A 14,695-nucleotide genomic window follows, 5' to 3' on the forward strand; every position below is an offset into this window, starting at 1 on the left:
AAAGAAACGTTTACTTTGCGACTTGGATTGTAAAGATAATGAGTTCACGAAAACACCTAATGAGTTATGAGAAACTATTTACCTAGCAAAACGATGGTTAAGCTCAGGCCGGCAAAAAGTACGCCCAAAACAATTGTGACAAAAAACAGCCACTTGTCTGCACCGCGGCGGGTGGTAACTACGCCACCGCCACCAAAAATATTGGAAAGGCCGGCAGATTTGTTCTGTAATGCCACAGAGACTACGAGTAGTACCATTACGACCATATCAATTATGGTCAAGATATAGGAGAGATTTCTCATAAATTAGTTTAAATTTAGCTCAATTATTATAGTAAGATTGGCGTGTTGTGTCAATCTGGGCGGGATATTATAATAAGAAAAAGATATTTTGGAGGATTGATGATGATTGTTAAAAGAGGTGTTAATTTGTTAGTTCGAGATGTGGAAGTGATTTCTGAAGCCGGGACTTGGGTTGTGTTATGCGCCTATCCGATTCCTCGTCAGACAACCTCTCCTGCTCTACCACTATTTTTGAAACTAAAACCTGATTATAAGGTAGCTGTCGGAGATAAGATATCTGACAGAGATGATGATATAGTGATTGGCGGGTCAATGTATACAACCTTTAATTTTTGGGAAGTGGCAAAAATAATCGATGACAAGCCAACCATTCAGCTGTTGGATACGATTTGGGAAATTAGCCTAACAGTCAATACTGGGGATGATAGCCTCTGGAAAAAGTTTCAAGAACTTATTTGGGATGCCCCTGGCTTTGCTATTGCAAATTTGATTTAACTATCTGCGCCTTGGTTTTACCTAATAACTGTTCCAACTCTTCAATCGGTGCGCGTCGAATCTGTTCGACCGTGCCGATTTTTTGTTTGAGCAACTTTTTAGTTTTTGGGCCAATGCCTGGAATTGTATCCAAAGCTGACCTTACAGCTTGCTTGCTACGCAGGCTCTTGTGGAAAGTGATGCCGAAGCGGTGGGCTTCATCGCGCAGGCGCTGGAGCATTTGCAGAACCGGGTTGTCGTGGGGTAGTGCAATTGGATCTGAGCTATGAGGCAGGAAAATTTCTTCGATGCGCTTGGCTAAGCCAATGACAGGAATATCCAATTTCTTTTGCTTCAAAACTTCCACTACGACGCCTAGCTGGCCTTTGCCGCCGTCGATTACCAGCAGGTCGGGGATAGGCCATGCATCCTTTTCGTTATCGGGTTTTATTCTGGACAGGCGCCGCTCCAGCATTTCACGCATCATCAAGAAATCATCCGGAGTCTGCTTGCGGGTGATTTTAAATTTGCGGTACTCGCTTTTGGCCGGCTGCCCGTCTTTAATGACCACCATGCTGCCTACCGGATTAGTGCCTTGGGTGTTGCTGATATCATAGCCCTCTATGCGCCTGGGCGTATTAGGCAGCTTAAGAAGTTTCTTTAGTTCTTCCAGGGTTTCTTTGATAGCGTCCACATTTGTTGCCTGATTGCGCTGCCATTTGAGCAGGAACTCTTCGGCATTGACCTTCCCCAGGTTGATCAGCTTTAATTTTGGCCCCCGGGTCGGCAGGCATAAAATTACTTTTTTCTTGGAGCGCGACTGCAGCAGCTTGGAGACAATGCCGCTGTCGTTTGGTTCGGTTTGAATATATATCTCGGTTGGCAAATCCGTAGCCTGGGCGTAATAGTTTTCTAAAAAGCTTTGCATAATCGCCTGAGCCCGATATTCCGGATTGAACCCTAAAATGTTGTCGAAGATGAATTGTTCATTGTCTTTTAGTTTTCCTTCACGAACTTTAAATAAATTGACGGCGGCAGACAAGTCATTGCTGAATATAGAGATAAAGTCCCACGACACCTTTTTAGCAAACATGGTAATTTGTTTTTCATCCAAAATTTCGATGGCTTGATATTGGTCACGCAAGCGGGCCGCTAGTTCAAAACGCTTGCCGCGCGCGGCTTGTTTCATTTGGCTTTGCAATTCTTTTTTGATCGGGGCGGTTTTGCCCGACAAAAAAGTCGAGATCCGTTCCAGTTGCTGTTTATATTCCTGCAGGCTTATTTCGCCAATACACACTCCCGGACAACGGTGCAAAAAGTAATAAAAGCACGGCCGTTTGCCCACTTGGCTGTTAGAGCAGAACGGGAAAATTTTGCGGGTCAGGTCCAGAGTCTGTCGAATTTTTTTAGCAGAAGAGTATGGGCCGAAGAATTTGGACTTTTTGTCTGTAGTAACTTTGCGGGCGTAGGTAATCTGGGGGATCTCGCAGGAGTAGTCAATTTGAATAAAGGCGTAGTTCTTATCGTCGCGCAGCATAATGTTGTATGCCGGCATATGCTCTTTAATAAGCGTGTTCTCTAAAAACAAGCTCTCCAGTTCGGTGCCTACTATTATATAGTCAAAGTCTGCCGCTTCGGCGATTAAATAGGGGAGCTGCACGCGCGTGTCATGACCAGAAAAATACTGCCCCAAACGCACGCGCAGGTTTTTTGCTTTGCCCACGTATAAAACAACCCCGTCTTTATCGAGGAATTTATACACCCCGGGCTTGCGGGGCACATCACTAAGCTTGTCTTTGAGCTTGGTTTCTACTTTTGCCATGCATTAATTATATCTTGTTTGCTTATTGAACGCATCCTGGTAAATGAGTTTTACATAAGAGACTTGATAGTCTCTTTTTTTTATGCTAGCGTTATTAAAGTTCACTTAAATTATCATTTACCATGCCTACTAAAGCAACAAAGAAACCAACAACGAAAGTCGCTAAAAATTCCGCCAAGGTAAGCGCTAATAACGAGCACAAAATTGTGATTCGCGGTGCCAGAGTTCATAACTTAAAAAATGTGGACCTAGATCTCCCGCGTCATAAATTAATTGTAATGACCGGATTATCCGGCAGCGGCAAGTCGTCTTTAGCTTTCGATACTATTTATGCAGAAGGCCAGCGCCGCTACGTTGAGTCTCTTTCTGCTTATGCGCGCCAGTTTATCGGCTTAATGGATAAGCCGGATGTAGACAAGATCGAGGGTCTGTCTCCGGCGATTTCTATCGACCAGAAATCCGCTTCGCATAATCCGCGCTCTACTGTGGGAACCGTAACCGAAATTTATGACTACATGCGCTTGCTTTACGCGCGCATCGGTATTCCGCACTGTCCGGAATGCGGCAAGAAAGTAGAAGGCCAGACTTTACAATCTATTGTCGACCAGTTATTGGAAATGCCGGAAGGCACCCGGGTGATGCTTTTGGCTCCGTTGATCCGCGATCAAAAAGGGGAACATAAACTTGTGTTTGAACAACTAAAGAAGAGCGGCTTCTCCCGAGTGCGCGTAGATGGCACCATTATGGATCTTAACGAAGCCCAGACTTTAAGTTTGGATAAGCAAAAGAAGCATAATATAGAAGTTATTGTCGACCGTTTGGCGATTAGCAAAGACGATCGTGCTCGCTTGTCTGAGAGCTTGGAAAAAACTTTGGACTATGGCGACCAGTTGTCGCTTGTGTTGGTAATGGATGGCGATAAGGTCAAAAAGGAAATTCCATTTTCTCAAAAGTTCTCCTGCCCTAACGGTCATGCTATTAGCCTAACCGAACTTGATCCGCGCGAATTTTCTTTTAATAGCCCGCACGGCGCTTGTCCCGACTGTAAAGGCTTAGGCACCAAGCTCACGGTAGAACCAGATTTAATCATTCCTAACCCCCGCTTAACTTTAGCCGAAGGCGCAATTCGCCCTTGGAGCAAAACCACTGCGCGCGTGACTTGGTATTCTCGAGTACTGGAGATTTTAGCTCAGGAATACGGCTTTTCTGTAAGCGTTCCTGTAAAGGATTTGCCTAAGAAAGCGCTGGACGTTATTTTGTACGGCACTGCTGGCAAGCGTATTACTATGCCCACAGAAAGCGGTCGCACCTACCAGGCTAATTTCGAAGGCGTTATTGCGAACTTGGAACGTCGTTACCGTGAGACTGAATCTGAGTACATGCGCAGTGAGATTGAAAATTACATGCGCATCCGCAAATGTACTACTTGCGGCGGCAAGCGCTTAAAGCCGGAAGTTTTGTCTGTCACTGTTGGCGGGGAAAGTATTGTAGACGTTTCTTGCAAGTCTATTGAAGACGCTGCAGAATTTTTCGAAACGTTGCCAAAGCAATTGAACGCCAAAGAAATGGCGATTGCCAAGCTTATTTTTAAAGAAATCACAGCGCGTCTTCAGTTTTTACTAGACGTGGGCTTGTCTTATCTGTCTTTAGATCGCGGCGCGGACACTTTATCCGGCGGCGAAGCGCAGCGCATTCGTCTAGCGACCCAAATCGGTTCCGGCTTAACTGGTGTACTTTACATTCTTGACGAACCATCTATCGGGCTGCACCAGCGCGATAATACCCGCCTGTTAACTACGCTTAAAAATCTCCGCGACTTAGGTAATACGGTAATTGTAGTAGAGCACGACGAGGAAACTATCCGCGAAGCGGACTATGTAGTCGACATCGGTCCTGGCGCCGGCAAGCATGGCGGAGAGATTATCGCCGAAGGTTCACCAGACGACATTTTAAAATCAAAAGACTCCATCACCGGCCAGTTTTTATCTGGCAAAGACGAAATTGCTGTGCCAAAACGCCGCCGTGCCGGTAACGGTAAGAAATTGCAGATCGTGGGTGCGACCGAAAATAATTTGCAAAACGTTAATGCCGACATTCCCTTGGGCAAGTTTGTCTGCATCACCGGCGTATCCGGCAGCGGCAAATCTACTTTACTGAATGATATTTTGGCGAAGTATTTGTCTAAATATTTTTGGAATAGCAAAGATGAACCAGGCGAATTTAAAAAGATTGTGGGTGTTGAACATATTGATAAGATGATTAACATTGACCAGTCGCCAATCGGGCGCACTCCGCGTTCTAACCCGGCAACCTATACCGGCATTTTCACTTATATCCGAGACCTTTTTGCAGATACCCGCGAAGCAAAAATGAAAGGCTACAAAGCTGGCCGCTTTAGCTTTAATGTCAAGGGTGGGCGCTGTGAAAAGTGTCAGGGTGACGGCGTAATCAAGGTAGAAATGAACTTTTTGCCTGATGTGTACATTACTTGTGAAGAGTGTAATGGCAAGCGCTATAACCGCGAAGCTTTGGAGATTCATTACAACGGTAAAACTATTAGCGATGTTTTGGAGATGACGGTTGACGAAGCTAAAATCTTCTACGCTAATGTTCCTGCAGTAGCCCGCAAACTGGAAACTCTTTCCCAGGTGGGCTTGGGTTATATGCACCTTGGCCAGAACGCCACAACACTTTCGGGGGGTGAGGCGCAGCGCATTAAATTGGCAACAGAACTTTCCCGCGCTCAGACCGGACGCACTTTGTATATTTTGGATGAGCCGACCACCGGCTTGCATTTTGCCGATGTAAAGCGTTTAGTACAAGTGCTTAACCAGCTCGTAGAGAAGGGAAACACGGTGGTTGTAATCGAACACAACTTAGACATGATCAAAACTGCCGACTGGATTGTCGATATGGGTCCGGAAGGCGGGGATAAGGGCGGGCAGGTAGTAGCATCCGGGACTCCGGAAGATGTCGCGAAGATTAAAAACAGCCACACTGGGCAGTACTTGAAAAAGATGTTATAGGTTGGTACGATAATGCATCCACTAAGGGATGCATTTTTGTATAAGGGAGGAAAAATGGAGCTAACTATCATGAAAGCTACTCCGGAACATGCAGCAGGTATTTGCCGTGTTCATAACTTAACTTGGCAGGATACTTACCCTAATCAAGAGTTGGGCATTACCATTGATGATATTAAGGCAATGGATTTAGCTAGTGACCAGAAAGTCGCTGACCGAAAAAAGTTTTTAAGCAACATTGCTGATGATGCCTGCATCTTTGTCGCTTTGCTGGCAGGAAATGTAGGAGGGTTTTGTCTTGGTACAAAGTTTGTCGAATACAATAAAGTTAATTCATTGTATGTCCTGCCTGATTGGCACGGACGAGGGATTGGTACGAAACTCATTGATCACATTTTTGGGTGGTTTGATGAGCCAAAAAACTGTTTTCTGAAAGTTGCCGCCTATAATGATAAAGCAATAAGTTTTTATCGCAGGCATGGCTTTGCTTCTACAGGGGTAATTCAGAATTTTTCCAGACATCCCCATGGAAAACAAATTCCCGGGCTAATTATGCGCAGAGACAAAGAGCAATTTGAGGTGAAGGGATGATAATATTTATTATTTGCAGCAAAAGGTTTTATGGTGAAATTCCGGCCATCCAGGAATTTTTGGCAAGCCGCGGGCATGAAATTATTCTGCCTAACCATTACGACGATCCTAGTTCAGAAGACAGGGTAAGAGCATTAGGCGAAGACGAGCACAGGCTTTGGAAAGCCGAAGCTATCCGTATGAGCTATGGGAAAGTAGAAGCCTGTGATGCGGTATTGGTCATTAACATGACCAAAGAAGGCGATGAAAACTATATCGGCGGCGCTACATTTCTGGAAATGTACGATGCATTCAAGCTCGGTAAGAAAATTTATCTTTACAATTGTTTGCCTCATAGCATTTTGCGCGATGAAATCATTGGCTTTAATGTGGTGTGCTTGCATCAGGAATTAAGCCGTATTGGCGTCATGTAAAAAAATATAAACCGTTCATTGAGTGAACGGTTTTTTATTATGTATACTCACGAACAATCTTAGCAATTTTTTTAGTTCAGTCAGACTTCTTCCCTCCTTGTAAAGACTAAGACTAGCAGACGATTAATTGAAAGTAAAACTGAATACGCTCACGCCGCCCTTAGGGAATTCTACCTCCATGGTGTGATTGGCAGGGGCCGATGATTCGTATAAAGGATATAGATCAGAGTTTATAATGGTCACTCCTTTTTGGAGTTTGCCGTCTACATATATTTTTATTGTATTAGCCTCCGTGCTTTCGGCAACCATAAACACTTTGGCTGCGTTAAAATTGATCCTGATTCTTCCAAAGCCCTGCGTATGAACCGCAGCCTCTTGTTCAATTTTCCATTTGCCTTCTAGGGCGAATCGGTTTTTAGCCAGATTCTTAGGGAAAGCATAGATTTGTTCGTTGCTGCTTGGAGTCTCACTGCCCCCAAAATTATTCCAGCGGATTGATCCCAAGTAAGTTGTAGGCGTGCCGGCCTGGCTCGGTGTTTCTGGAGTAGGAGGCTGGAATTCGCCTTCGAGACCCATAACCTTGCGGATAGCTTTTTCTGTTATCTCATACGAGCCTTCGCCGAAGTGGGTGTAAACAATGTCTCCTTTCTTATCTATTAAATAACGCGCCGGCCAGAATTGGTTGTTATAAGCGCTCCAGGTTTTGTAATTATTGTCCTGCGCAATTGGGTAATTAATTTTATAACGCTTAAGTGCGGCTTCTACATTGTTAGTGACTTTTTCAAAAGCAAATTCCGGTGTATGAACGCCGACTATTGCAAAGCCCTGATCCTTGTATTCCTGATACCACTTGTTCAGATGGGGGAATGAGTTAATGCAATTGATGCAGGAGTACGTCCAGAAATCTATTAATACAACCTTTCCTGCCAGGTCCGCCATCCTAATCGGTTCCGTATTGAACCATTTTGTTATGCCTGCAAATTCCGGGGCAGGCCCCAGGTTTTTAAACACAGGTTCAACCGGCTGCTCCTCTTTTTCATTTTGAGTAGCGATTCTTTCTTTGGAATTAAAAAACGGCGCAACAATAGATTGCCCTTGGTTAAACTTTGGCCAAAGCAGAACTACGGCCGCGCTTGCTAGTATAATTGCTATTAAAATAAAGAAAACCACACGTTTCATAGCTGATAGCAGTATAGTAGTTTGAATCCTTAAAGTCGAGCTGGGCGTTGCGTTGTTGGCGCGGATTTTGTTATCATATTATCAATGCAAATTTGAGGAGGTTTGATATGTTTGGATATATGGCTGGTGCAGTATCAATTCCTATGTGGTGGAAAATCATTATTGTCGGACTTGCCGGAAAGAAACCCTCGTACAAGCTTTTTTCATCCGAAGACACAACAGAGACTCGGATCGAGCCGGTTCAGAAAGCAAATTTTCAGACAGCTTATAAGCTTGCCCAGGGTTATGCCCGCAGCTATCAGCAGCGCTACGATCTGGTGCAGATGCCTCGTATTATCGTAATACAGGTCCCTAAGCCGGTCGTAACCAATACGGACGACCTTCATAAGGTGGTGGACAATTTCGTTTCCGGTTACATGAACACTGGGTTTGTAGAATTGATGCGAAGCTTCTACTGGAAAAAGGCGATAGAGTCCAATCCGGAAATCGATAAGCGGCTCGCGCTCGGATATTCTGTTTTTAAATCTATGCTTGCCAAGGATTTAGCCGGCTGGGAAGCATTCAGAAACGAATATTCCACTAAGATCGACGCTTTGGAGCTGATCCTCAAGGATATCTTCGAAAGCCATTACCGGTGGTATCACGAGTCTCATCACCCGGCCGTTGCACAAGCCAATTAACATTATTAGCACTCCCCTTGACAGAGTGCTAATTTTTTTATATCTTAAAACTATAGGAAAATATCAGCAAATATATGAAAAAAACATCTGATTCTGATTTCTCGCCGGGCGGCCAAATTACGCACCGGCAAGCCAAGGTTTTGGCCTGTATTGTAAAAATTCATTCCGAGACAGGGAAGCCGGTAGCCTCAAAGGATCTAATCGATAAAGGTTTTTTTGATGTCAGCGGCGCTACTTTGCGCAATGAGATGCAGGCGTTGGAAGAAGCCGGGCTGATTACTCATCCGCATACTTCCAGCGGACGCATCCCAACCGACGAAGGTTTTCGTTACTTTGTGAATCAGTTAATGGATCATGTACAGCTGTCGATGCGCGAACAGCAGGCGCTGAAGAAAGAGATCATTAAGCTGCAGGCGGTGAATGCCGAAATCGGCCGCCGCTTGGCAAAGATGCTAGCGATGCATTCGTCGCAGGCATCATTTGCGATTTTGCCGGAAGAAGTTTCTTCGGTGGGTCTCTCCAATATTTTAAATAGCGACCAAATGCTGCCGGATGATGCCAAAGAAATTGCCAGATTCTTTGATGACTTGGATGAATATGCAGAACAGATTATTGCCGACTATGCGGACAAAGAGCCTCAGACTTTCATTGGTAAGGAGTTAACTCTTTCCAAGGGCAGTGATTACTCCATGATTGTTTCCGGCGTGCAGTTGCCGTCCGGCAAAAAAGGCGTGATCGGCTTAATCGGCCCGAAAAGCATGAAATACCCAAAAAACATTTCGTTAATGGAGTACATTACCAAGTTTTTGGGCGGAGGTGGCGCAGCAGTGATATTAATAACTATTATTAGATAACAATGAACACAGATTTAGAAGATAATTTGAATACACAAGATGAGATAGATGATGCAACTGCAGACGTCACGGAAGCAGCAGGCGATACAGACACTCTAGCTCGACAAGTAGCAGAATTAAAAGAAGAAGCAGCGACCAACTTATCCGGCTGGCAGCGGTCACAGGCAGACTTCGAGAATTACAAGAAGCGCGAAGAAGCCAAGCAGGCTGAGATTCTGGCCTTTGCAAAGGAAGTTACAATCGTAAAGCTGTTGCCAACGCTGGATGCGCTCGAACAGGGCTTGCGCCACGCTCCGGAAGGAGTGGATGAAAAATGGCTGCAAGGTATAGAAGGCACTCTGCAGAAATTAGATAAAGTCCTGCTGGAGATGGGTGTGCAAAAGATTGAAGCGGTCGGAAAGCAGTTTGATCCAAACTTCCACGAAGCAGTCCGCGAAGTCCCGGGAGAAGAAGACGGTAAAGTTATGGAAGAGCTTCAAACCGGATACGAAATCAACGGCAAAGTCATCCGACCAAGCCAAGTAGTAATTAGTAAGAAACAGTAGCAATGGCACAGGATGATAAAACCGAATTTGATCAGTATGTAGATGAATTGGAATACAAGAACCGAAATCAATTTATTCCCGGTGCTTATGCAAATGCAAACTCTTGGCCAAAGTCATTATGGATGCATCAAAGAGGTTGGAGAGGTAAAGTAATTAAATTTTCAGCAGCTATTACCTTATTAGGAATATTAGTGGCAATCATTTTTAACATCATAGATTTAATTTAGAGAAAGGAACTAAACATATGTCAAAAATTATAGGAATCGACTTGGGAACAAGTAACTCTGCGGCTAGCGCTATGGAAGGCGGCAAGCCTGTCATTATCCCTGCTGCAGAAGGTAATAGCGTAGGCGGAAAAGCTTTTCCATCTTACGTTGCATTTACCAAAGACGGCCAGCTGCTCGTAGGTGAGCCAGCTCGTCGTCAGGCAGTAACCAACCCGGAAGGCACAGTCTTCGAAGCGAAGCGCAAGATGGGTACTAACTTTCGTTACAAAATTAACGATAAAGAATATTCACCAGAACAGATCAGCGCTTTCATTTTGCAAAAGATCAAGCGTGACGCAGAAGCTTATCTGGGCGATAAAGTAGAGAAAGCAGTTATTACCGTACCTGCATACTTTGATGACGCTCAGCGCCAGGCAACCAAGCAAGCTGGTGAAATCGCTGGCTTGGAAGTTGTTCGCGTAATCAACGAACCAACTGCAGCTGCATTTGCTTACGGTATCGACAAGACCGGCGCACAGGATCAGAAGATTTTGGTGTTCGACCTTGGAGGTGGAACTTTGGACGTAACCATTATGGAATTCTCCGAAACCGAAGAAGATGGTAAGACTCAGGCCACCTTCGAAGTAAAGTCTACTTCTGGTGATACTGCTCTGGGTGGTAAGGATATGGACGCTGCCTTAATCGATTTTATCACCAATGAATTTAAATCCCAAAGCGGCATTGATTTAACCTCTGACAAAATGGCGATGAACCGCGTTCGCGAAGCTGCAGAAAAAGCCAAGATCGAACTTTCCACTACTTTAGAGACTGACATAATTTTACCTTTCATTGCGCAGAACGAAACCGGTTCTCAGAACTTAGAAATGAAGATCACCCGCGCTAAATTGGAAGATTTAGTTAAACCTATTGTTTCCAAAATGCGCGCTCCTGTAGAGCAGGCCATCAAAGACGCCGGGTTAACCCCTCAGCAGATCGATAAGATCATCTTAATTGGCGGTCCGACCCGTATGCCTGCCGTTCAGAAGTTCGTAGAAGATTACGTAGGCAAGCAGGTAGAACGCGGCGTTGACCCAATGGAAGCCGTAGCAAAAGGCGCTGCAGTACAAGCCGGCGTATTAGGCGGCGAAGTATCTAGCAAGGAAATCTTGTTGCTTGATGTAACTCCATTAACTCTTGGGCTCGAAACCTTGGGCGGCGTTCGCACGCCGTTAATCGATCGCAATACCACGATTCCAACTTCTAAATCTCAAACCTTTAGTACAGCGGCAGACAATCAGACATCTGTACAGATTCATGTTTTGCAGGGTGAACGCGAATTTGCGGCCGACAACAAATCTCTTGGAACATTTAACTTAGATGGAATTCCACCAGCGCCACGCGGCGTGCCTCAGGTCGAAGTTACCTTCGACATTGATGCCAGCGGTATCTTAAAAGTTACCGCCAAAGATAAGGCCAGCGGCAAAGACGCTAATATTACCATTCAAGGCTCTTCTTCTCTTTCCAAAGAAGATGTCGAACGTATGAAGCAGGAAGCCGAAGCGCATGCCAGCGAAGACCGCAAGCGCAAAGAATTAGTAGACAAGCGCAACGAAGCCGACACACTTATTGCGGTGTCCGAGAAAACTCTTAAGGATGCAGGCGAGAAGGTGTTAGACGCCGATAAGGTGGCTACAGAAACTGCTATCGCAGAGTTAAAAGAAGTAAAAGATAAAGAAGATGTAGACGCTATTCAGACTAAGCTGCAGGCTTTGTCCGAAGCTATCCAAAAGGTTGGCGCAGCCATGTATCAGCAGGGCGACATTAAGGAAGGCGATGCCGGTACAGTGGATCCAAACGAAAAAGAAATCCCATCCAACGAGGACGGGCCGGTGGATGCTGAGTACAAAGAAGTGCCGAAAGATGGGCAAGGCGGCTCTGGCGAAGGCTCTAACAGCGAGCAAAAGTAGTCTATAAAAAGGAAGGGCGCGAATTGCAATGCAAGCAATTCGCGCTAAGTGATGTGGGTAATGCGGATATATGCGAAGCTAGTCAGGCTTCTGGAAGGAATATAAAAGTGAAGGGCGGAAGTATGCGGGGCTAAATGGCAGCCCCGGCTAAAGTGTATTTCTTCTGTGTCGGTAGTTTCCAAATTACCATCCTCCTATTAGTCTGGGGTGTACTCTGATTGTGCGGGCCGTTAGCTCGCGCTAGAACCCGGCACCTCCGGTTCGAGAATTTTTACTGAAGTGCTTCATAATCAATCACCACCTGTAAACGCCGGAATTATCCCCATTAGCCTAGGAGCTTGTTATGTACCAATCGGGGGACTGGCTAGTCGATCGATAAGTAAGAACCTAAACTTATTTAAATTATAGACCCTTAATTATTAAATTACAAAACCATGTCAGGAAATAATCCACAAAATCAGGAAAATAATCAAAATAACCAGCAAATTCAGATCAAAATGGATGATGCGAAAATTGCTGGCAGCTATGCCAACCAGATTTTTGTAACTAATACTCCCGAGGAATTCATTTTAGATTTTATGAGCCTTCTTCCTAATTCACCGATGGGCCAGCTCATTCAGAGGATAATCTTAAACCCCGAACATGCAAGACGGTTTAATAATATTTTAACCGAACAGTTAAAGCGTTATGATAATAAGGAGTTACCAGCAGCTGCTCCGATGGAAACAACCCCGAACAGAATGGGTTTTAAGACCGAATAATAATTTTTAATGGCCAAAAAAGATTTTTACGAAGTATTAGGAGTCAGCAAAAGCGCCAGCGCTGATGAGATCAAGAAAGCCTACCGCAAGCTGGCTCATAAGTACCACCCGGACAAGGGCCAGGGAAATGATGAGAAGTTTAAGGAAGTTAATGAAGCTTATCAGGTGCTCTCCGACAGCGAAAAGAAAAGTCAGTACGATCAGTACGGACAGACTTTTGAAGACGCCCAGCGCAACGGCGGCGGTTTTGGCGGCAACCCCTTTGGCGGAGGTAATCCGTTTGGGGGCGGTTTTGATTTTTCCGGTTTTAGCGGACAGGGTGGCGTAGAATTCGACCTTGGCGATATTTTTGGAGATTTATTCGGGGGCGCACGCGGCCGCCAAGCGGCGCGCGAACGCGGCATTGATCTGGAAATGCCCGTAACTATTTCTTTCGAGGAAGCAGTGTTTGGCGTTACTCGCAATTTAACTTTAGAAAAGAAAGACGCCTGTAAGACGTGTGGCGGCAACGGTGCTAAGCCAGGCACCAAAGTCGTCACTTGCTCTGTGTGTCATGGTCAGGGCCAGATTCGCGCGCAGCGCCGCACTGTGTTTGGCAATGTCGCGACCAGCGTAGCCTGCGAAAAATGCGAAGGTACCGGACAAGTGCCAGAGGACCCTTGCGATACCTGTAAGGGAGCGGGAATAATGCGCCAGGAAAAAACTATTGAGGTTTCTATTCCAGCCGGCATTGACGACGGCCAGCGCGTTCGCATAACAGGTGAAGGGGAATTAGGTTATCGAGGCTCTAAGCCTGGCGACCTGTATTTATCTATTCGCGTTAGGCCCCACAAAGAATTTAAGCGTCAGGGCTTTAATTTGTACAAAGACTTGCCAGTAAGCTTTACGCAGGCAGCATTAGGAACCAAAATCAAGCTCGACACCTTAGACGGCGCGATTGAGTTAAAAATCCCTGCCGGGACACAGTCGGGTAAAATTTTCCGGGTTCCAAGCAAGGGCGTGCCAGTGATCAACTCTAATTCTAAGCGCGGAGATTTGTTTATCACAGCGCGCGTGGTGATCCCTCATAAGCTTTCCAAGGAAGAGTCGGAACTAATTAAAAAGCTCGCCGAATTAAATGGCGAAACTGTGGAAGTTAACAAAAGCTTTTGGGAAAATATCAAAGATAGTTTTTAATCCAAACCGCACTGCCAAGCAAGCAGGCGGTTTTTATTTGTGGTATAATGTAGGAAATAGATTCAAAAGCGCTGTAAAATTAGCGGCCTCAAAAGAAACAAAAGTGGAAATATTTTCTACAATTCAGATGTTAATCAAGACCTTCAATTGGCATACGCCATCGTGGGATTTGTTTATCTTGCTTTTCTGGCTGGTTGCGAGTGTGATCTACGCTTTTTCTAGCGGCCGCAGCCGCATTTTAACGATTTTGATCAGTGTCTATATGGCGCAGCTGCTGGTTATAGAAATGCCGTTTTTGGGCGAAGTGGTGTCGGATAAATTAAATGTCGCTACCGGCACCTTGCAGCAGCTAGCCGCATTTGTGATTTTGTTTATCATTTTATTCATTTTCCTCGGTCGCTATGCGTTTAAGAGTTCTGCCGACGGCCGTGAATTTAAAGCCATTGGGTTTGGTCTGTTATTTTCCTTTTTTCAAGTAGGATTGCTGATTAACATTGTATTAGGGTATTTGCCGGATTATGTACAAAATACCTTTTCGCCTCTAGTAACATATATATTCCTCCATGAGTACAGCAATTTTATCTGGCTGGCTTTGCCTGTCGTATTCCTGGTGGTTATTGGCCGGTTTATTTCGGATAGGCGAGAGGATTAAAAATACTATTTAGAATGACCGCAGCGCCAAAATGCGTTGCGGTTTTTTTT

The 14,695-nt window shown here is 45.1% G+C and carries 15 protein-coding genes; 12 read left to right on the forward strand and 3 right to left on the reverse strand.

What is annotated here, in order from left to right:
- Nucleotides 1-74: 74 nt before the first annotated feature.
- On the reverse strand, nt 75-302 hold the full coding sequence (gene secG, locus IPM19_00315; protein ID QQS23003.1) for a preprotein translocase subunit SecG: 228 nt from the start codon (nt 300-302) through the stop codon (nt 75-77).
- Between the two features lie 99 nt (nt 303-401).
- Between secG and IPM19_00320 the strand changes: the two genes are divergently transcribed.
- A complete protein-coding gene (locus tag IPM19_00320) occupies nt 402-797 on the forward strand; it encodes a hypothetical protein (GenBank protein QQS23004.1) in 396 nt (131 codons plus the stop codon).
- On the opposite strand, the gene uvrC is transcribed toward IPM19_00320, so the two are convergent.
- A complete protein-coding gene (gene uvrC / locus IPM19_00325; protein QQS23005.1) occupies nt 778-2,598 on the reverse strand; it encodes an excinuclease ABC subunit UvrC in 1,821 nt (606 codons plus the stop codon). The two genes, IPM19_00320 and uvrC, sit on opposite strands and share 20 nt — an antisense overlap.
- 122 nt (nt 2,599-2,720) lie before the next feature.
- Here uvrC and uvrA point away from each other — a divergent pair, with 122 nt between their 5' ends.
- Genes uvrA through IPM19_00340 form a run of 3 tightly spaced genes read left to right on the forward strand, consistent with a single transcriptional unit; the run spans nt 2,721 to nt 6,625 of the window.
- Nucleotides 2,721-5,624, forward strand: a complete 2,904-nt coding sequence (gene uvrA, locus IPM19_00330; GenBank protein ID QQS23006.1) for an excinuclease ABC subunit UvrA — start codon at nt 2,721-2,723, stop codon at nt 5,622-5,624.
- Between the two features lie 54 nt (nt 5,625-5,678).
- Nucleotides 5,679-6,212 (forward strand): GNAT family N-acetyltransferase, encoded by a 534-nt coding sequence (locus tag IPM19_00335; GenBank protein ID QQS23007.1) that lies wholly within the window; start codon nt 5,679-5,681, stop codon nt 6,210-6,212.
- A complete protein-coding gene (locus IPM19_00340; GenBank protein ID QQS23008.1) occupies nt 6,209-6,625 on the forward strand; it encodes a hypothetical protein in 417 nt (138 codons plus the stop codon). The genes IPM19_00335 and IPM19_00340 overlap by 4 nt, the downstream gene beginning before the upstream one ends.
- A 123-nt stretch (nt 6,626-6,748) precedes the next feature.
- On the opposite strand, the gene IPM19_00345 is transcribed toward IPM19_00340, so the two are convergent.
- Nucleotides 6,749-7,804 (reverse strand): thioredoxin family protein, encoded by a 1,056-nt coding sequence (locus IPM19_00345; GenBank protein ID QQS23009.1) that lies wholly within the window; start codon nt 7,802-7,804, stop codon nt 6,749-6,751.
- A gap of 107 nt (nt 7,805-7,911) precedes the next feature.
- Between IPM19_00345 and IPM19_00350 the strand changes: the two genes are divergently transcribed.
- The 8 genes from IPM19_00350 to IPM19_00385 all read left to right on the forward strand — a co-directional run bounded on the left by IPM19_00350 (nt 7,912) and on the right by IPM19_00385 (nt 14,645).
- Nucleotides 7,912-8,484, forward strand: a complete 573-nt coding sequence (locus IPM19_00350) for a hypothetical protein (GenBank protein ID QQS23010.1) — start codon at nt 7,912-7,914, stop codon at nt 8,482-8,484.
- A 74-nt stretch (nt 8,485-8,558) separates the two neighbouring features.
- Entirely contained in the window at nt 8,559-9,338 is a 780-nt protein-coding gene (locus IPM19_00355) for a hypothetical protein (GenBank protein ID QQS23011.1), read from the forward strand.
- A gap of 2 nt (nt 9,339-9,340) precedes the next feature.
- Nucleotides 9,341-9,883 carry a nucleotide exchange factor GrpE gene (locus IPM19_00360; GenBank protein QQS23012.1) on the forward strand — a complete coding sequence of 181 codons (543 nt, stop codon included), beginning with the start codon at nt 9,341-9,343 and terminating at the stop codon, nt 9,881-9,883.
- A 2-nt stretch (nt 9,884-9,885) separates the two neighbouring features.
- Nucleotides 9,886-10,110 carry a hypothetical protein gene (locus tag IPM19_00365; GenBank protein ID QQS23013.1) on the forward strand — a complete coding sequence of 75 codons (225 nt, stop codon included), beginning with the start codon at nt 9,886-9,888 and terminating at the stop codon, nt 10,108-10,110.
- 17 nt (nt 10,111-10,127) lie between these two features.
- A complete protein-coding gene (dnaK, locus tag IPM19_00370; protein ID QQS23014.1) occupies nt 10,128-12,056 on the forward strand; it encodes a molecular chaperone DnaK in 1,929 nt (642 codons plus the stop codon).
- Nucleotides 12,057-12,490: 434 nt separating this feature from the next.
- The gene (locus IPM19_00375; protein QQS23015.1) at nt 12,491-12,817 is read left to right on the forward strand and encodes a DUF3467 domain-containing protein; all 327 of its coding nucleotides are present in this window, start codon (nt 12,491-12,493) and stop codon (nt 12,815-12,817) included.
- A 9-nt stretch (nt 12,818-12,826) separates the two neighbouring features.
- Nucleotides 12,827-13,993, forward strand: a complete 1,167-nt coding sequence (gene dnaJ / locus IPM19_00380; GenBank protein ID QQS23016.1) for a molecular chaperone DnaJ — start codon at nt 12,827-12,829, stop codon at nt 13,991-13,993.
- Nucleotides 13,994-14,030: 37 nt separating this feature from the next.
- Nucleotides 14,031-14,645, forward strand: a complete 615-nt coding sequence (locus IPM19_00385) for a hypothetical protein (protein QQS23017.1) — start codon at nt 14,031-14,033, stop codon at nt 14,643-14,645.
- Nucleotides 14,646-14,695 lie beyond the last annotated feature (50 nt).

The sequence above is a fragment of the bacterium genome (assembly GCA_016699995.1).
Classification (GTDB): domain Bacteria; phylum Patescibacteriota; class Doudnabacteria; order UBA920; family UBA920; genus UBA920.